Consider the following 17,546-nt stretch of genomic DNA (forward strand, 5'->3'; position numbering starts at 1 on the left):
GTTGTGTTCATTATATACTATTTTTTTCTTCTTCTCAAGGCTTACGAGAATCTGCAGCACAGCAAATATATCTAGGAGTTCCTGAGAAATGATAAGATTTCTTTATAATATCTGTTCCAGCTCAGCAGAAAAAAAGTCTTTGGGTTTTCCTCGCTGTACAAAACCTGCGGTTTTGCAAAGTTCTTCATTGACCCATCTACTGTGGACTTCTTGAAACTGTCGCTCTTCTGACATCGGCTCTGCCATCCAGCTAAGCCGCTCCACTGCGCGATTCAATGCAGCAACCGGTCTGCGCCCATGAGTCTTTGTAATCCATACCTCGCCTGCTGCTTGCAGATAGCAATACACCTGTTCCCAGCTGTATCCCTCTGCCAGTAATCCTTCGGTTATGGTTTTTTGCACCATTTCCTCCAGGTTTGTCCAATCTGCTGCGCACAAGTTCGCTGTGACACAGGTAAATCGATTAGACGCATTTACAACTAAAAGGACATCTCTGCCCTGGTAAGTGACATTGTGCAAATCCCAGCAGAAAAAAAGGTCAGTCATTCCACCGTAGGCTGGCTGTTTTCGTTTCAAAAAACGCTGCAGCGGGATAGTAATTCCAAGTTCCATCGCAATCCTCCACTTTATTTTTCGTTTATAGTTTATCATACTTAAGATAAAAAACATAGAGGCAGCTATCTGCCCCTATGCTTTTCTTTCTTTTTTTGCTGTTTCAACGCAAACTGGCGCTTCTTCTCGACCATTTTCCTCTTTCGGCTTTCTGCCTTGCGCTCCGTTTTCATCTGTTCCTGCTGCAGTTTCAACGCCTGCTGAGATTTGGTTCCAATACCTTGGTTTTGCACCTGCCTGTGAATCTGGCGCTGGGCGCGCTTCGGATTGATACTGGCCTTCTGAAAGGCCGCCTCCACAGCCGGACTGAATCGCAACTGATTGTAGTTCTTTAAAACAAAATCATATACATCGTAGCTTTTCGGCTCTGCACCGAAAACCACCCTGCACACTGATAGTTTTCCCTTTTCTACACGCTCAAAGACGCCTACCCAAAAAGGTTCTTCAAAAAATACGGTCAGCTTTCCCGATACCTTGTCCATGACAATTCCTCCTTAAAATAATTGTAATGCACAAAGAACGGACGACCCTAAGGAGGGAGGGTTACTTACACCAAATCGGTGCGACCGGACTACCTACCGGTTCTGCAGGAATCTTGCAATAAAATTTCTGCGTTTGTGTTTTTATCTTTGCATATATATATTACCATAAAAATGCCCGTTTGTACTCATATCATCTAAAATGAAAATAGTTATTTTAATCCAGTAGCTTCCGCCCCGTTTCCACATACTCAGCAGCACTCTCTTTTAGCATCGCCAGCTGATCCTGATTCAGCGGTCTTATAGGTTTTGCCGGTCTGCCAAGAGCAAGAAATCCATCCGGAATTACTGTGTTTTCTGTGACCAGGCTGCCCGCGCCAATCAGACAGTGCTTTCCAATCTTCGCACCATTCATAACGATGGAGCCCATGCCAATCATCGTTTCATCGTCAATCTGACAGCCGTGAAGAATACAGCCGTGACCTACTGTTACGTTATTTCCAATCAGAACCTGATGTCCAGGGTCAGTGTGCAGCACACAGTGCTCCTGAATGTTGGTCCGTTCTCCAACACTGATACGCCCATTATCTCCCCGTAAAACAGCATAATACAGCACCGTTGCCTCATTGCCTACATGCACATCTCCAATCAAAATACTTTCTTTCGCAATATGGGCAGATTTGCTGATAACCGGTTTCATGTTCTTTCCTCCTGTAGTGTGTTTTATTGTAACGTATTTGCACCTATAGTACAAGGGGATCTGTTCCCATCAGAAAAAGTATAGCGAAAGTTCCAGCAATGTTTTATAAATCTAATATTGCAAGCAGCTGCTTCTGCCCGTTTTCCACAAATTGTTTTATATAATCCAGATCCACGCCTGCGCCGGGAAGCTCGGCATCTGTTTCCGCAAGAACACTCAAAAGCATTTCCTCTGTAACAAGTGGAATTTCGCTGGAGGCGATTAATTTACAAAGCACATCTTTTGCTTCCGGCTGTTCTTGTATAAACTCGCGAAAAAATCGAATCAATCCATCTGCGCTGCGGCTGATATCACGGCTGTAACCTCTGGAAACCAGTGCAATATTATTATCATAGTTCGGCGCCATTTTTAAAATCCTGCCACTCGTCCTATCTCGCAGCAGTCCAAAATTTTTCGTATGTCGATCCATGTTAAAGCAAAGGGTATCCATCCAGAGAATTTTCAAATAATCAGACCCCAAAGCAGGATTTAGCGCGCATAACTTTTTATAGCTCCGGGCATAATCGTCCTCTTCGCCCATCACACCATCTGCCGTTTCAAAATTCATTTTGGCACCGCCTGTAAAATCTTTGGTTCTGATATAACCTTCTTCCATCTCATACCATGCCATAGAAAACCCCATCTCAAGACCCAGTCTGCAAATGAACAACTCCGAAAAATACTCCCAAGGTGTTCCCGCCTTATACATCCACCAGGCGCCATCCTTTCGACGCCAGCATTTTTCATAACTCCCAATGTTGGTCAACTCCGGTGTTCTGGAAGGTCTCTGTGAAAAGCTGTCAGGGTCACCATAAAGGGCAAGACCATCAAAATCATTTTCTTTAAAGCAAACATCTGCGTAATGCACCAGATGATTCGCAGAGCAAATCCAGTAAGTATCTGTAATGGTTGCACCATTGACGGACAAGGCAGTTTCCGCATCATCAGCGGTATGCAGACGAAACACTTTTTTCAGCAGACGGGAATTTACCCGATGCGTATCAATGGCACGACCTGCCAGCCATCCCGCTATGTCCTCTGTTCTCTTTAAATACAGCGGCAGCAAAGCGCTGTCAAACTTAAGGATTTTCCCATTCTCAATCTCAGCGATTTTTCTGTCTTCTGACATCAAATAACCTGTCAAAGATTCCACTTTCAAGCACTTCCCCTCCTTTCCATGCATATGGCATTATTATACTTCACAAAAGTTCAGTGCGCAATACAGAAAATCAGCATCTGCTTTATAGTACAGAATCAAAAATCCCCTGCACGCTGCTTTATGCATCCAATTTCATATACAAAATCGGATACGGATGCCCCTGCTCATCGATTTCCGTCCGCCGAGCAAGCCGAAATCCCATGTGGGTATAGAAGCCAACCGCCTGCGGCACGATAAACAGCATTTCCAGTTTCCGGTTTTCCACTCCCATGAATCCAAGCTGTAAGCTGCTGTATCAGTTCTTCGGTTCTGTTTTCAGTTTCGATCAAATTCATATGCTTCTCCTTTTTAAAACTCTACGACGTATACCTGATTTCCATGTTCTTCTATGATGCGAATCAAGACTTCCACCTTGAGGTATACGGTTGCCGTATTGTCATTTGGATGCACCCCAATCATTTGGGAACCACCAAAAAAATCTTTATCAATACAAAACTGCACCTTTCGCTCACTATCGTTCAGCAAGCCAAAGGGCGTTACAGCGCCCGCAGTTACTCCCAGCATATCCATCAAATCATGCTCCGGCGCAAAGCTCAAGGCACGGGTATGATTCTTTTCTCTAAACGCTTTCAGGTTTACTTTTTTATCACCCTTCACGGTGAGCAAATAGTAATTTCTTTTCTTGTCGTCTCGAATAAACAAATTCTTCCCATCGGCTTCCGGATAAGGCAATTGTAGTTTGGAAGCCTCTTCCATATTATACACCGCCTTGTGCTCTATAATCTCATGCCGGATATTCTTCGTTTTTAAATAGGCATAGATGTCTTGTTTCTGCATAACATTTCTATTTTTCATACAGCAAAACTCCCGTATTCCTTATCTCATAATAAATTTTAGATTGAGGCTCAATAAAGGACTTTCCATGAAAAAAGTCAATCTGAAAATGCATCACTTTGTTCTTTAAGAAAATTGCTTTTTTCATTATATTCTGCAGCTCGTCCAAGCGAAGTTAATGATTCTCTTTTTAATTCTTCAATTTCATCATCAATCAGGTGTTTACATAATACTGATTTCTCTTCTTGATTACACACAAACACTTCACCTCTTAAATTGACGTTTATACTCTTTACACGCAGCCTCAACTTCATTCATGAGTTCAATCAATCCCCTTTCAAAACAAAATCCCCCAGAATGATAAATAAAAATGTAATCTAATACAAAGGGCGAATAGCTATTCGAATTAAGACTCTCCGTTTTCTTATATTATGCGCTATAAATAAATACATCAAATTTGCTTTTTCAAAATTAGTATAACTTGTTTTTTTATTTTTGTCACGGTTTAACAAAAAGTATCTGCTACATTTATAAAAATCTTCTTGCCATTCATATCTTTTATGACGTAACTCCTTTTTATATTTTAAAAACAGGAAAAACCTCTGTCTAACTTCATTTCGTATTTTTCGTCAATCGCCGTACATAACTTTTGCCAGACTTCAAACAAGGATTGTCCGAGCAATTCAGTCACCGTCGATTCAGATGATATATTTTCAAGCATTGTATCCCCTCTGTAATGTCGATATCGTCCCGCCTGTCACAAGAAATCACTTGAATTCCGGCTTTGTCCAAAGCATCTTTCCCCCGCTAGTATTTTCATAACGATCGTGTTTCGTATACGCATAATAGATTTTTTCAAAATTGTCATCTTAAAAGGGCAGGTATCACGATACCTGCCCAAATCATAAAAAATGGATTATCTATATTTCTTTTTCACTGCATATGCTGTACCGCCCAGCCCAATTGCCGCCGCTACCAGCACCGCAAGCCATGCCAGCATATTCGCTGCATCGCCTGTTCTTGGAATCCACCACGGCAGTTCATCTGTTTCCGGATTCTGCTCCTTGATGATATTCTCAACTTCTTCTGGTGTTTTGATATTCTTGTCCGGAATACCGTCTCCATCTGTATCGATGTTAATATCTGGAATTCCATCTCCATCGATATCCACGTTGAGATCCGGAATCCCATCTCCGTCCGTATCAATGTTAATGTCTGGAATTCCATCTCCATCGGTATCAATGTTAATGTCCGGTTTGCCATCTCCATTAGTGTCGATGTTAATGTCTGGCTTTCCATCTCCATTGGTATCAATGTTGATGTCCGGCTTTCCATCTCCATTGGTGTCAATGTCGATATCTGGTTTGCCGTCCCCATTGGTATCAATATTGATATCCGGCTTTCCATCTCCGTTGGTGTCGATGTTGATGTCTGGCTTTCCGTCCCCGTTGGTGTCGATGTCGATATCTGGTTTGCCGTCTCCATCGGTATCGATATTGATATCTGGTTTGCCATCTCCGTCGGTATCGATATCTACATCCGGTTTTCCATCGTCATTGGTATCAATGTTAATGTCTGGTTTTCCATCTCCATCGGTGTCGATGTTGATATCTGGTTTGCCATCTCCGTCGGTATCAATGTCGATATCTGGTTTGCCATCATCATCTGTATCGATGTTGATGTCTGGCTTTCCGTCTCCATCCGTATCGATATCTACATCCGGCTTTCCGTCTCCATCGGTGTCGATGTTGATATCTGGTTTATCATCTCCGTCGGTATCGATGTTAATATCTGGCAATCCGTCATCGTCGGTATCAATGTTGATATCTGGAATCCCGTCATCGTTGGTGTCCTTGTTCAAATCTGGATCAAGCAAGCTCGGTTTCCGTACATTATAGGTCAAATTGATGGTGGTCTTATTTCCCTGTTTATCGGTTACCGTCTGGGTTACAATATATTTCCCCGGATTTGATAAATCGATTTCTGTAACCGGGTTTCCATCTCGATCGACGATAGAAATTTCAGAACGATCCACTTCCAGCAGACGTCCATCCAAGCCAACGAATACATATCTTTTCTCGAATAATGCTTCCAATTCGTCCAAGGCAACTGTTTTATCTTTTTCTGTCTTCCGAGAGATACTATCATTCACTTTACCATGCAGTCGTAAAAGATCAGTACCATCTTCAATTCGCTCAATCTCGTCTGGAAACAGCTTCTTTCCATCCGGCTCACTGTCTGGATCATCCGGATCCACCTCTCCATTTGGAATCATCGGAATCGGTGGATTGACAAATGGGAAGTTGTCCGGTTTATCCTTTTGTATCTTTGCTACAGCGCTGGATTCTTCGTAGTTATATCCACCAGTGTATTTCACCTCTACGTCAATTTTTCCGGAATCTAAATTAGGAATGGCGGGATACTTTGTTCCACTAAAGTCAACTACAAGTTCTACTTCCCTATACGCATATCCGCCGTCCTCTGTCAACACAGTATTCTTTACTATATCCCCCGACGTTGCTTTGGATACTTGATTCTTAATCGGTGCGCCTACTTTTACACCATTTACATAGAACTGCATTTCTCCATCTGGCGCTTTACAGGTCGTCTTTCTATATTTATCTCCCTGTTTTATATTCGCTTTAAAGGTCATCGATTTTACAACCTTTTCGCCGTCTTTTTCTTCCGTCTCAATGGAATACTCTGCTCCGTCAATCTTTGATGGGATTCTCTTGATTGTTGCCCAGCTTGTAGCTTGATGTCCCCAATAAGACGTCTCGAAAGCACTTCCTGGTTTTGCGTACTGTTTGGAAATCAAAGTGAACTTATATATGCCCGCATCTGCCGGCATCTTGTCAGATGATACTTCTTTTTCAATCGGCGTGCCATTCTCTTTATCATATCTCTGCGTCATAACGGTGATATCATCATTCTCGTCTAAGATTCTATCGTCTGACGCCTTGATTCCTCCATTCTTTGTAAAATCGAAGTTCTCAAAATTAAGTCCATCGTAGAATTTATTGAGGTCCTTTATATAATCTACTGGTATTTCGAACTCAACATATCTCTTTAATAGAGAAGAACCGTTTCCATCAGCTTCTTCAACAAATAAAGGGTCTAATCCTTGTAACTTCCCATCTTTATCCCAGTAAGAGAACTTGATAGAAAGTCTTTCTCCTTTGGCTGATTCCGGTACCCATAAATAAAGTTTTCCATTATCCATACAATATGGAGGGCCATAGTTGTACGGTTTACCGCCAATGGTTACTTCCCCACCACTACGGTCTATAATCGCATTAAGATTGCCAGCAAGATCTGCAGAAAGATCGATTGTAGTCATAAATACATGACCTCCCTCTGCGTCATATGCATAGTTAACGCCATTCTCCATACGGAATCCCTTGCCTCCATCCGGGTGAACGGAACCTCCGGTTATGTAGATTTTCCCTCCGTTACCATCAATTGCATACATATCTGCTGAGGTTGCCTTTCCAATCAAGGTTCCGCCTGTAACCCTGATGACACAGCCCTGCGCAGTTGTAACACAGGCCGCTCCAAATGCGCCGCCATGTGTGCCACCTGTAGATTTGATAAATCCATTGGTAATGGTTATATCGCCACATTTTCTATAAAATTTGTGACGATTTGCGCCTTTCACTGCGCCATGCTGAGAATTACCCTCACTATAAGGTACGACATCTAAATTGCCATATCCTGCGCCAATTCCCGCGGCATGATAGGCTCCCCAAGCGTTAATGTCTCCACCATTTAGTTCAATATGTGTGGAACCACCAACAACACCGGCACCAATCCCTGCACCTGCACAGGTTCCTCCGGTGCCACTTGTCCACGCGCGAGCATTAACCACTCCACTATTGAAAATCATAGTTCCCGCAATTTCTGAATGTCCACCACCTATTCCAGCAGAATTTGGTCCGCCAGTAGCGTTCAGCGTGCCATTTCCATTGACACGAAGGGTTGCAGTCTGCGCAACATGAAGTGCTGCAGCTGACTGACTACCGGAAATAGTCAGGGTATTTGTAGCGCCATCTTTCAATGTCAAATTACATGTACTTCCCGGAAGTAAGTTGATTGGAGAATCTTTTTTTGCACTCTCTGTAATCGTCACACCAGCCAGCGTAATGTTTGCTGTTGTGTTTTCCTTAATCCAAATATTATGGGTAGTTGATGTCCCAGAAATTGTTACTGGTGTATCGGTTTCAATCTGAATATAGGCTCCCCATGTAGGATCTGTACCAGTGGTGACACCATTTCCCTCACTAATACCTTTTCCTGTAATGGTTAAACCACCGGCAGTTACTTGACCTTCCTGCGTTTCTTCTGCTGCCATCATGATGCTGCCGCCCAGCATTATGGTCGCAGCCAGCGTTTCAGCATCTTCCGCCAATATATAACCTTCTGGTAAAGAAGCCTGCAAAGTGTGTTCGCCTTTTGTCACGCCATCACCTAACGGGCTAAAGTCCCAGGTAATTTCTAATTCCTCTTCTGTACCGTCTTCCAGTACTGCCTTGATGGACTGCGGGAAACATCCCTCCAGCAATTCTGCTGTAAGCGGGTTTTCTGCATCTGCCGCAGTGTCCAGATACCATTTTTCTGTCTTCTTATCGTACGCCAGCAATCCGTCATTATCTGCCCACGTCCAGGAAGCAATCACAACCCTTTCTGGGTTCTCCACACTGCCATCCGGAAGTCGTCCGTCACTGCCTGACTGTACCTCATTCAGAGTATTTTCGCCAACTAAACTGCCAACGTAAGTCGAATCATCTGTAGCATGTTGTTCTGCCTTGCCATCTCTTACGGTAGCCTCCTCTGCACTGGCTCTAAAAATATCACGAAATCCAGTTGCGTATGCAAGCACTACCATAAAACACAGCAAAACACTAGCTACCTTCTTTACTAATGGTTTGCCTCTCATTTGTTCTCCCTTCCTCATACAAAAATACGACAAACGCAGTAAATCCATGTTCTGGCTAGATATGCCCTGGAGGCTCTTTCCTCCAATATCTTTTTCTTCCAAGAAAACAGATTTCCTTCATTCGTCCATTCGTGTCTTTTCAACAAAATACTTTTTATCCGGTAAAATTATACCCCCCCCATACATTTTTGTCAAGTCAATTGAAGATGTCTTCTATTTATTAAGGAATTGGGATTTAAGCTGAAAAAGATTAAGGAAATCCTGCCAAAACCTGACTTTGATAGAATCAAGGCTTTCAAAAGATAAAAAGAACTGCTTCTGCTGAAGCGCAATCGGACAGACAGACTTATACAGCTTCTTAGCCGCTTAGAGAAAGGAGAACAATATATGAGTTTTAAAGAATTTGACCTGTCCGATTACATCACCGCTTTAGAAGATTTTAAAAATAACAGCACTGATGATGTTATCAAACACTGGGGAAGTATTGAAAATTTTGATATGTTTATTCAGAAAATCAAAGATGATGAATCCGAATTAGCTAAACTCGCCATTCAACAATTCGGCAGTATTGAAAAGTACACCGAAGCCATGAAACATAATTTAGAGCATTTCTCTGAACTCATGGAAACACAACTAATGGAAGAAGTGAAAGAAATTGGAAAACAATCTGATATTCTGTATGGCATACTAACCACTAATTTGTCAGAAGATGTTTCCTCCCCTAAAATACAATCCATTGTAGATGAACTGTTGCAGCTTATACAGAAAAACAGCTCTAACGTATCCCTTGATAAGCTCTATATCAATGTTCTTATCGACACATATTCAAGCGATTATATTAAAAGCATGACTGACAGTCAATATGGAAAAGGGGCTTCTGATTATATTGTAAAAGCGTTCCGTTATTACTCGGAGAACAACGTTTCCGAAAACAATTAGAGGCAACAGGCACTCTCTCTAAAAAATATATCCCGGCAACTAATCATTCTCGCTATGCTGAAAAATAGCTTGCCACACTTTAGAGAGCCTTAGTGACATTTGAATTTTCTTGTGGTATAGTGGACTTCCGCTTTCAAAAGAAGGAGTTGATTCTATATGCCACAGATGAACAAAGGCGGTAAATTTATTTTCGGAAAATCACTGATACGAAATGATTTGACAATCCATCTGCCAGCCCAGGCTCTTACAGAGTACAACGCCACAGTAGAGGAAAAAGTCTATCTTTTTACTGGAAGCAAAGTCACTGGCGGCTTTTGTGTAACAAGAAAAGAATTGTTAGAACCGTCAAAATTAAGACACATTCTTACTGATAATCCGGCTTTACTGAATTATCAGACCGAAGATGGCGAATTTGTCAAATACAAAGGGCGTTCATACTGTTGGGTAAATATTTCAGAGAATGGTATCATTCAGCTTAATCAGCAAATATTGGACTTCCTTAATCTAAAGATTGGAATGGAACTATTGTCTATCCGAAGCAGTGATATAGCTTTTACAATGGGTGCAACCGGTCCTTTGTTGGATAGAGCCGACAATTATGAGGGCGAAAGTCCTCTAAACAACAATTGCCTGTATTGTTAAATCATCTCTAAAGTTCTTTTATATAGTGGGTCTAAATCACAACCACTACTTCCACATTTTTCGTTTGCCTGTTTAATTGCTGATATTAAAGTATCTTTATGAGCTTTTCCATCTAACCATTGTTGTGCGAGAATAGATATTAAATCCCAACCAGATATAACAAACTTCTCCACAATAGATTTTAATTCTTCCATAATATTACTTCCAAATTAGCAAATATCGTTTTGTTGTTTTTATAATTTTTCTATTTCCTTCAACGCTTTCCGAATGTCCTTACAAACCAATGATTGCATACTATCGTCATAAATAGATATATTTGCCTTATTAAGTGCAAAAAGTATGTCGTTCCTCAATTCTGGCTTATATTTTGCAATAATAGGCAACAATTTAATACATTGTCGCGCTGTAATGGGTTTAACATCTGTTATGTGTTTCAAATATTCATCAATGATTTCATCAATTTTATACTCTTTATCCCATTTTGCATTATAAGCAAGTAGTGTAAGCCCCCGTGTGCGAATATAAGAATTGTCACTCTCAAGCATATCACTTAACCTATCTATAAAAGGATAAACGCAATCCGTTTCTTCACTTTTTCTTTGTAATTCTTGTAGTGCCTTGTAAGCAACATTATTATTCTTATCAAACAATAATTCAAAGATTTCCGCTATATTGACTAGCATAAAATCCTCCTTCACAAGTGAGAATTCAAAAAATAATTACATACCGACCATTTTTTTAACAGTGTTTGCCGTCCTTATTGTTAGTTTATTACTGATATTGGCATTTGCTGTCTTAGACCACCAATTTGTTTTTTGATAATCTTTCCTGCTGAAAGACCAGAATATTGCTTCACTATAATCTTTAATCCTTTCTAATTCCTCTTTAGGCTCTCCAATCTCACAATATACCTCTGCGAATGTAGCGGGTGGCATAATAAAAATTAAATTGTCATAGATTTCCTTATTTTCGTTTCCCCACCAGTCAGGCGCATTGTGCAAGATGTCATCAAGTTCTTCTCTTAATATGACAAAAACAGGAATATCCAAGGTGAATTGTTTTTTTATCATTATCTCAATCTGTTTCGTGAACTTCTCTGTGTCACCTTTCTCACTCGAAAAAGCCACATTACCGCTGTTCAAATATGTCCTAACCTCTCCAAACTCAAGTTTTTCAAACTCTTTCTTTAATTCGGCCATCGATACTTTATTTTTGCCACTTATATTGATACCTCGCAGAAATGCAATATATCTTTTCATATTCGCTAACACCCTTTCAAATTCCAAGTTATCTGATTCAACGGTAACTTTACTTTCTGTTTGGTTTTCTTTTAATTCTCAACAGTTTAATGAAGTCATTAAACAAAGATGTATCCACTGGTTCAAACATTATCCATTTTCCATCATGGTAAGTTTGAGCTTCGTCATATATTTTTTGAACTACCTCTCCGTAATTTTCTCTATCTGTTTCAAATTTCAACCGTTCGTCTTTCCCTAAGATAATCATAAAACCCATACAGTTTTCTCTTGCATATAATGCACACAATGTTTTACCACCCCGACGATATTTATATTCATATTTCCATGCTTTACCACCCTTATTCCACAAACAATCCATATCATATTTTTCATCAATTAAAGCACATAGCTTATTCCATACATCATATAGGGATTTTCCAACTAAAGCTGTCATTTCTTCTTCATTTGGTATCGTATCAAGCATTTTAGCCCTCCTAATATAGCTCCTAATTTCTTTTTCTAAGTATACATGAAATTATAAGGTTTTTCAATTCCTCGAACTGCTTTTTCTTAAGAGCGACACTTCCACATACCGCAGAAATGTCACTCACCGCTTATGAATAGATTATCTCACTCTCCACAATTTCCCGCAATCGTGATAAATCCTTGCTCTTTCAACTCGTCATTTAATTTCTTGATGAGCTTATATGCGTAAGGATTTAATACAGAAAGCTCCTGCACCACCTCATCCCCACGAATAAAAAGAGTGAAACATTATGGCGATTGGCGAAAGAATACATTTTTTCCGCATCATGCGGGGCATGACACAGAAATATCTTGGTATGCTTGTCGGGTTTCCCGAACGGAGCGCAGACGTGCGTCTGGCACAGTACGAAACTGGCTCACGCAAGCCAAAGGCAGACTTGACGGCTGCACTGGCGCAGGCTCTTGACGTTGCGCCGCAGGCTCTGGACATACCCGACATTGACAGCTACATCGGGCTTATGCACACCTTATTTGCCCTTGAAGACATTTACGGACTTACCATCAGCGAAACAGACGGGGAAGTCTGTTTGAAAGTCAACAAAGACAAAAGTAAGAACGCCGACGAGCTGCTGAAAATGCTCTGCGCTTGGAAAGAGCAGGCGGACAAACTCTCTGCCGAAGAAATCAGCAGGGAAGATTACGACCAGTGGCGGTACAATTACCCAAAATTTGACACCACGCAGCATTGGGCGAAAGTCCCCTCTAAGGAATTGAGCGATGTCTTAGTCGAATCATTTAAAGACAAACTAAAAACTGATTGACAAACACGACAAAAAACGCCCTTAGCCATGAGTTCCTACCCACAGCTAAGGGCGTTTCTAATATGGATTTATTTCAGTCATCCAAACCGCTTACAAATCATTCCCCCATCAACAAACCACTTGACAGTAAGAATAATCGCACTCAAACGACTGTTATCAATTTGTTATCAAAAGACCTTTCCAAAGTCCGCAAACCCGCATAAACACTGGATTAACTAAACATTTTTGTTTATTCGAACTCCCTATAACCATAACATAATTGTTAAATATTTGATGCTCTTTAAGGTTTTTCATAGCCATAATATACACATTTTACGCCATATTTACAGTTTCAGACCAAATAGGTATCATACGGGTATCACATTATCTTTTCTTTTTACTACTCTTTACCACAATAATTATTACTGCAATAATTTGCAAAAGTGGTACTCCAATATAATTAACCATCGGAGAAATTATAACTGGAACCATTGAGAAAGCCCAACCGATTATCCCAGACATTATTAATAACAAAACAAATGCTATTAGCTTATCACTTCTCTTTTTAAACGTATTCATAAAAGGTACACAGACAGTAATTAATAATAACCAAAATGCACCCGAAAGAAATTTTAATGCTCTATTTCCTTCTCCATTTCCCATTGAAGTTATATAATTCATCTGAATAATAAATTTATTCATTAACGAATTTATAGAACGTTCACCCTGCTACTCCATTTCTTGTAAAATTCTTTGATATTCATCTATATATGCTTGGTTACTATTTATTTTTTCCTCATCTAATGCCATTACCTTTTCAAGCACATTTATTCTTTTTTCCATCCTGGAAAAATAAAAGAAATTAGAATCTATATATGGAATAATAAGAACAATAATAAATAAAACAATCGCTATAAAAAGCCATAACCTTGGTCTTCTATAATTTCGTTTAAATAATTCAACTAATTCTTCTATGATTTTTCCAATTGCATCTCCCATTATAATTACATCCTTATAAAAAAAGTTTGCCTATGAATCATGGCGCACGATACCCTAATCGCTTTACTTACATGGTTCTAAGACCATGTTTTACATCACAAATAACGCGTTGATAGTAGTATTCCGCATTAATATCATCTTTCCAATGCCACCACCTCTAATACTCTAACAAACTTGAAACATATAGATTTAGAAAATCAAATTATCTGTCCTGCTTCCATTTCACTAATCTTGAGAGCCATTTTCACTTATTCTCCTCCCATTTTTTATAGCGGCAAGAGAGGAGTTACCTCCCCCTATGCTTTTCTTTCCTTTTTTGCTGTTTCAGTTCAAACTGCCGCTGTCTTTCTGCCTCACGTTGTTCCCGGCTCACATTTTTGCGTTCAGTTTTCAACTGCTCCTGCTGTAATTTCAAAGCCTGTTGCGATTTTGTTCCTATCCCGGTATTCAGTACCTGTTTTCGTACCTCACGCTGTACCCGTTTAGGATTGCGACCAGTTTCTTTTACATCAGTTGACACAGCCGGACTAAATCGCAGCCGATAGTAATTTTTCAGAACGAAATCATATATTTCATAGTCTTTTGGTTCTGCACCAAACGTAACCTTACACACAGATAGCTTTCCATCTGATACCCGCTCAAACACTCCGACCCAAAAGGGCTCTTCAAAAAATACCGTCAGCTTTCCCGATACTTTGTCCATGACAATTCCTCCTTAAAATGATTGTAATGAACAAAGAACGGACGACCCTAAGGAGGGAGGGCTACTTACACCAAATCGGTGCGACTGGACTACCTACCAGTACTGCAAGATTACCTTGCGTTGTGTTTTTATCTTTGCCCCTATATATTACCACATAACCGCTTATTTTGCTATAAAAATGTGGCAATTCGCTTAATAGTGTGAACTGCCACATTATCACATTTTCCTTATCCGAATTAACTTACATGGTGCTAGCACCATGTTCAAATCATTACAAAGGAAAAATATTCTGCCTTTCTTACAGACGAAAATTTGATGCTCATTTTTCAGCTTTAAGAAACACCCCTTTTCCTTTCCTATAAACCTGCACTGTTTTAAATCCACAATTGTAAAAGATTTCCTCTAACTCTTTTTTGCTGTATATTCTTACATCTCCACTTTTTGAAAAGGGAAACCATAATTTATTTGCTATAAATCTGACTACTGCTCCAAAATTAGGGTCAGCTATATACACTGTACCGTTTTTCTTTAAAACTCTTTTGCACTCGTTAACAAAACCTTGCGGATTGTCAAAATGATGAAACGCACAACATACAGTTATAATATCAATACTTTCATTACTCCATTCAAGCGGATAGCATGGTTTGACCTCAAAACTCATATTAGGGTATCGCATCTTTGCAGAACAAATCATGTTCTCAGATATATCTATTCCATTTGCCTGGATTTTTGCTTTTTTCGATAATTCCCGCAACAGAGTTCCATTTCCACATGCAACATCAAGGACAACATTACCCTCATGTAAATCTATAGTGTTAGATAGTTCCATAATATGAAATCTTGTATATTGTCCTTCCCTTGACGCATCATATTCAGATGCTATTTTATTGTATGCAATTCTTGATTCTTCTGTTTTCTTATTCACGTTATCCCCTCGCTCCTAATCTCTCCATTTGATTATACTACTTCCATTCTCTGTTTGCCATTATAAAATTTAGGGCATAGCAACCACCACGCCCCACATTTCTTATCGCTCCAACGACTTCTCAATCTTCTGTTTCTGACCTTTCAAGTCGTTCTGTTTCTCATAAAGATTATTCCGCTCTTTGCACAGTTCTTTCATGCGTTCCAACTGCGCCCGCACTCCCTCCCGACAATCCGGCTCTATCTTCTTATACTCCCCGGTCAGATTGCGGATTGTATTATTGTTTTCCTTTATCTGCTCCGAAAGACATACCCAGTCTATCAAATTTTGTACTTCCTTATCCGTTTCGTAAAGGTCTGTATCTGCCACGATTTTAGCACACAGCCGTATCATAACTTTCTTCTCCATATCCGTCATATCCTATCAATCCTCACTTTCCTATCGGCTCATTTCAAAGGGACGTTTCGGGCGTTTATTTGCCCTCTCCGCCTGTTCTAATGCCTTTGAATGTTCTACTATCGACTGCACCTGTTCCCTGCCTAAATGACGTTCCAAACACCCCAAGTCAGACGCTTTTTCCTGCAATCGCTCTATGGTATCGTTCTGCTCCATAACCTTATCCGTCAAGCGGCTAATCTGCTTTTGTTGCCCGTCCACTTTGGCGGTCAGCTTCTTGCCTTGTTCCGTAAGCTGTACGCATTTGATAGTCAGATTTTTTACCACTTCTTTCAATTTCTCCACAAGCGAAAGTGCTTTTTTATCCCGATAATTCTTTGCGCTTATCAATGCCCCCGGCTCTGCTAACTGCCATTTCACATCTTCATCATAGGTGTGTATATTGCGCTCCATGACTTCTTTTGACTGTACCATTTTGTTAAGTTCCTGCTGTAACTTTTTCTGCTGTTTTTCCAATTTTTCATTTTCAGATTGCAACTTTTCTTTATCCTCTGTTAGTTCTTCCGTCTGCTCTTTCAGCAGATGATTTGTTGTGGTAAGTTCCGATACTTCCTGCCAGATTGCTTCGCCCTCTTTCCGTATCTGCTCCGTTTCCCGTCCTGCTGCTATCTGCTGATGAAGAATATCGGATAATTCCTCTTTACTGCCGGAGATTGTCCGCTCCAATTCCGCAACCTCTTTCTGCCGTTCCTGCTTCTCAAAATCCAAAACCGATAAATGCTTCTCATGCGTTCCCTTTTTCTCCCATTCAATATCATGCTGTAGCATAATCTCCACAAGCCGTTCTTTCTCTGCCGCTACCCACTGGTTACGTTCTGTTTCGCTCCTTGTGCCACCTTTAAAACCAAGCTCCGCAAGTGCCTTTTTTAATGACACTCTTGTTTCAAGCCCTCTCTTGCTTCCAGTCTTATAGGGTATAAAATCTATATGCAGATGCGGCGTAGCTTCGTCCATGTGAAGATGCGCTGAAAATACCCTTAATGTAGGATTGCGCTGCTGAAAGTCCTGCATATATTTATCAAGTATTTTCGCCGCAAGCTGTCCGTCCTCTGTCTTTGCCCCCATATCGTCCTTGTTTCCTATCTGCAAAATAATCTCATGGAATGGCTTCTCCTGTTTGCCGGAACAGATTTTCTCATAATAATCATCAATTATGCGGTCATTTCTTGTCTGCTTCTCATTGTACCGGGCGAGTGCTTCAGCAAATAATTCGTGGTATACGTCTTTGATATTTTCATTGCAGTATTCCACATTCAGACAACTCCGCTCCGGGTCAGTGTTCTTTGCGTGGAATTTTCTGCTGTTATGGTTGACAGAGCCTTTCCCTGTCATAACGCTGATAGTCCGCTTCAATAATTTTTCCTTTCTCCCTATTGGGTAATGAGCGCCAGAAACGGCGCATAGCCTTTGTTACTTTCTGCGAAAGTAACGCAAAAGCACTTTCGACAGGCTACGCTCTATCAAAAGCGCCTTTGCGCCCTGCCGGGGGCTAGCTGTCCGTTGGACAGCATACCGTCCTAACGGACGGGGCGGCTTTTCGCCGCCTTGTTGCTGCCGCTTTCCTGCTTTCTCCCAACAGCGCAACACTGCAATGTCTAT

Annotated in this window: 21 protein-coding genes; 3 read left to right on the top strand and 18 right to left on the bottom strand. The window is 40.6% G+C overall.

Annotated elements, in window-relative coordinates; translation table 11 throughout:
* Positions 1–102 precede the first annotated feature (102 nt).
* From V1225_RS13715 to V1225_RS13750, 8 genes are all read right to left on the bottom strand, one after another.
* Positions 103–612 (bottom strand): hypothetical protein, encoded by a 510-nt coding sequence (locus V1225_RS13715; RefSeq protein WP_160202830.1) that lies wholly within the window; start codon positions 610–612, stop codon positions 103–105.
* A gap of 65 nt (positions 613–677) precedes the next feature.
* Entirely contained in the window at positions 678–1,094 is a 417-nt protein-coding gene (locus V1225_RS13720) for a YjdF family protein (RefSeq protein WP_161907784.1), read from the bottom strand.
* A 214-nt stretch (positions 1,095–1,308) separates the two neighbouring features.
* On the bottom strand, positions 1,309–1,791 hold the full coding sequence (locus V1225_RS13725; RefSeq protein ID WP_160202832.1) for a gamma carbonic anhydrase family protein: 483 nt from the start codon (positions 1,789–1,791) through the stop codon (positions 1,309–1,311).
* A gap of 103 nt (positions 1,792–1,894) precedes the next feature.
* Positions 1,895–2,989, bottom strand: coding sequence for a hypothetical protein (locus V1225_RS13730; RefSeq protein WP_338546881.1), 1,095 nt, complete (start codon positions 2,987–2,989; stop codon positions 1,895–1,897).
* A gap of 164 nt (positions 2,990–3,153) precedes the next feature.
* Complete coding sequence (locus tag V1225_RS13735; protein WP_338546883.1) at positions 3,154–3,324, bottom strand: hypothetical protein; 171 nt, start codon at positions 3,322–3,324, stop codon at positions 3,154–3,156.
* Positions 3,325–3,337: 13 nt separating this feature from the next.
* Positions 3,338–3,844, bottom strand: coding sequence for a prolyl-tRNA synthetase associated domain-containing protein (locus V1225_RS13740; RefSeq protein WP_338546885.1), 507 nt, complete (start codon positions 3,842–3,844; stop codon positions 3,338–3,340).
* A gap of 77 nt (positions 3,845–3,921) precedes the next feature.
* Positions 3,922–4,080: a hypothetical protein gene (locus V1225_RS13745; protein ID WP_161880242.1), complete on the bottom strand. Its 159-nt coding sequence runs from the start codon at positions 4,078–4,080 to the stop codon at positions 3,922–3,924.
* 659 nt (positions 4,081–4,739) lie between these two features.
* A complete protein-coding gene (locus tag V1225_RS13750; protein WP_338546887.1) occupies positions 4,740–8,759 on the bottom strand; it encodes an Ig-like domain-containing protein in 4,020 nt (1,339 codons plus the stop codon).
* A gap of 387 nt (positions 8,760–9,146) precedes the next feature.
* Here V1225_RS13750 and V1225_RS13755 point away from each other — a divergent pair, with 387 nt between their 5' ends.
* Both V1225_RS13755 and V1225_RS13760 read left to right on the top strand, forming a co-directional pair.
* Positions 9,147–9,698: a TipAS antibiotic-recognition domain-containing protein gene (locus V1225_RS13755; RefSeq protein ID WP_251630953.1), complete on the top strand. Its 552-nt coding sequence runs from the start codon at positions 9,147–9,149 to the stop codon at positions 9,696–9,698.
* Between the two features lie 156 nt (positions 9,699–9,854).
* On the top strand, positions 9,855–10,340 hold the full coding sequence (locus V1225_RS13760) for a hypothetical protein (RefSeq protein WP_251630955.1): 486 nt from the start codon (positions 9,855–9,857) through the stop codon (positions 10,338–10,340).
* Here V1225_RS13760 and V1225_RS13765 read toward each other — a convergent pair.
* From V1225_RS13765 to V1225_RS13780, 4 genes are read right to left on the bottom strand one after another with little or no spacing between them, the layout of a single operon-like run.
* Positions 10,337–10,534 carry a hypothetical protein gene (locus tag V1225_RS13765; RefSeq protein ID WP_251613865.1) on the bottom strand — a complete coding sequence of 66 codons (198 nt, stop codon included), beginning with the start codon at positions 10,532–10,534 and terminating at the stop codon, positions 10,337–10,339. The two genes, V1225_RS13760 and V1225_RS13765, sit on opposite strands and share 4 nt — an antisense overlap.
* 39 nt (positions 10,535–10,573) lie before the next feature.
* Positions 10,574–11,023: a SufBD protein gene (locus tag V1225_RS13770; protein WP_251613868.1), complete on the bottom strand. Its 450-nt coding sequence runs from the start codon at positions 11,021–11,023 to the stop codon at positions 10,574–10,576.
* A 36-nt stretch (positions 11,024–11,059) separates the two neighbouring features.
* Positions 11,060–11,599, bottom strand: coding sequence for a DUF1697 domain-containing protein (locus tag V1225_RS13775; protein WP_251630958.1), 540 nt, complete (start codon positions 11,597–11,599; stop codon positions 11,060–11,062).
* A 49-nt stretch (positions 11,600–11,648) separates the two neighbouring features.
* Positions 11,649–12,062, bottom strand: a complete 414-nt coding sequence (locus tag V1225_RS13780) for a DUF3788 domain-containing protein (RefSeq protein WP_161907792.1) — start codon at positions 12,060–12,062, stop codon at positions 11,649–11,651.
* Between the two features lie 292 nt (positions 12,063–12,354).
* Here V1225_RS13780 and V1225_RS13790 point away from each other — a divergent pair, with 292 nt between their 5' ends.
* The gene (locus tag V1225_RS13790; protein ID WP_251630959.1) at positions 12,355–12,885 is read left to right on the top strand and encodes a helix-turn-helix transcriptional regulator; all 531 of its coding nucleotides are present in this window, start codon (positions 12,355–12,357) and stop codon (positions 12,883–12,885) included.
* 363 nt (positions 12,886–13,248) lie between these two features.
* Here the strand turns inward: V1225_RS13790 and V1225_RS13795 are convergent, their stop codons facing one another.
* The 6 genes from V1225_RS13795 to V1225_RS13820 form a co-directional block, all read right to left on the bottom strand.
* Positions 13,249–13,527: a hypothetical protein gene (locus V1225_RS13795; protein WP_251613874.1), complete on the bottom strand. Its 279-nt coding sequence runs from the start codon at positions 13,525–13,527 to the stop codon at positions 13,249–13,251.
* 66 nt (positions 13,528–13,593) lie between these two features.
* Positions 13,594–13,863, bottom strand: a complete 270-nt coding sequence (locus V1225_RS13800) for a hypothetical protein (protein WP_251613877.1) — start codon at positions 13,861–13,863, stop codon at positions 13,594–13,596.
* A gap of 286 nt (positions 13,864–14,149) precedes the next feature.
* Positions 14,150–14,566, bottom strand: a complete 417-nt coding sequence (locus V1225_RS13805; protein WP_251613880.1) for a YjdF family protein — start codon at positions 14,564–14,566, stop codon at positions 14,150–14,152.
* 319 nt (positions 14,567–14,885) lie between these two features.
* Positions 14,886–15,491 (bottom strand): class I SAM-dependent methyltransferase, encoded by a 606-nt coding sequence (locus tag V1225_RS13810; protein WP_251613883.1) that lies wholly within the window; start codon positions 15,489–15,491, stop codon positions 14,886–14,888.
* 102 nt (positions 15,492–15,593) lie between these two features.
* Positions 15,594–15,899: a hypothetical protein gene (locus tag V1225_RS13815; RefSeq protein WP_300939772.1), complete on the bottom strand. Its 306-nt coding sequence runs from the start codon at positions 15,897–15,899 to the stop codon at positions 15,594–15,596.
* Between the two features lie 30 nt (positions 15,900–15,929).
* On the bottom strand, positions 15,930–17,300 hold the full coding sequence (locus V1225_RS13820) for a plasmid recombination protein (RefSeq protein ID WP_338546898.1): 1,371 nt from the start codon (positions 17,298–17,300) through the stop codon (positions 15,930–15,932).
* Between the last annotated feature and the right edge of the window lie 246 nt (positions 17,301–17,546).

Origin of the sequence: Emergencia sp. JLR.KK010, assembly GCF_037018265.1 — a bacterium.
Taxonomy (GTDB): domain Bacteria; phylum Bacillota; class Clostridia; order Peptostreptococcales; family Anaerovoracaceae; genus Senimuribacter; species Senimuribacter intestinalis.

Coding starts and splice junctions, on each gene's coding strand:
- V1225_RS13770 (WP_251613868.1), bottom strand. CDS start 11,023: ATGCTAGTCAATATAGCGGAAATCTTTGAATTATTGTTTGATAAGAAT.
- V1225_RS13795 (WP_251613874.1), bottom strand. CDS start 13,527: ATGGGAAATGGAGAAGGAAATAGAGCATTAAAATTTCTTTCGGGTGCA.
- V1225_RS13790 (WP_251630959.1), top strand. CDS start 12,355: ATGGCGATTGGCGAAAGAATACATTTTTTCCGCATCATGCGGGGCATG.
- V1225_RS13815 (WP_300939772.1), bottom strand. CDS start 15,899: ATGGAGAAGAAAGTTATGATACGGCTGTGTGCTAAAATCGTGGCAGAT.
- V1225_RS13765 (WP_251613865.1), bottom strand. CDS start 10,534: ATGGAAGAATTAAAATCTATTGTGGAGAAGTTTGTTATATCTGGTTGG.
- V1225_RS13760 (WP_251630955.1), top strand. CDS start 9,855: ATGCCACAGATGAACAAAGGCGGTAAATTTATTTTCGGAAAATCACTG.
- V1225_RS13800 (WP_251613877.1), bottom strand. CDS start 13,863: ATGGGAGATGCAATTGGAAAAATCATAGAAGAATTAGTTGAATTATTT.
- V1225_RS13780 (WP_161907792.1), bottom strand. CDS start 12,062: ATGCTTGATACGATACCAAATGAAGAAGAAATGACAGCTTTAGTTGGA.
- V1225_RS13725 (WP_160202832.1), bottom strand. CDS start 1,791: ATGAAACCGGTTATCAGCAAATCTGCCCATATTGCGAAAGAAAGTATT.
- V1225_RS13755 (WP_251630953.1), top strand. CDS start 9,147: ATGAGTTTTAAAGAATTTGACCTGTCCGATTACATCACCGCTTTAGAA.
- V1225_RS13740 (WP_338546885.1), bottom strand. CDS start 3,844: ATGAAAAATAGAAATGTTATGCAGAAACAAGACATCTATGCCTATTTA.
- V1225_RS13750 (WP_338546887.1), bottom strand. CDS start 8,759: ATGAGAGGCAAACCATTAGTAAAGAAGGTAGCTAGTGTTTTGCTGTGT.
- V1225_RS13735 (WP_338546883.1), bottom strand. CDS start 3,324: ATGAATTTGATCGAAACTGAAAACAGAACCGAAGAACTGATACAGCAG.
- V1225_RS13775 (WP_251630958.1), bottom strand. CDS start 11,599: ATGAAAAGATATATTGCATTTCTGCGAGGTATCAATATAAGTGGCAAA.
- V1225_RS13715 (WP_160202830.1), bottom strand. CDS start 612: ATGGAACTTGGAATTACTATCCCGCTGCAGCGTTTTTTGAAACGAAAA.
- V1225_RS13720 (WP_161907784.1), bottom strand. CDS start 1,094: ATGGACAAGGTATCGGGAAAGCTGACCGTATTTTTTGAAGAACCTTTT.
- V1225_RS13805 (WP_251613880.1), bottom strand. CDS start 14,566: ATGGACAAAGTATCGGGAAAGCTGACGGTATTTTTTGAAGAGCCCTTT.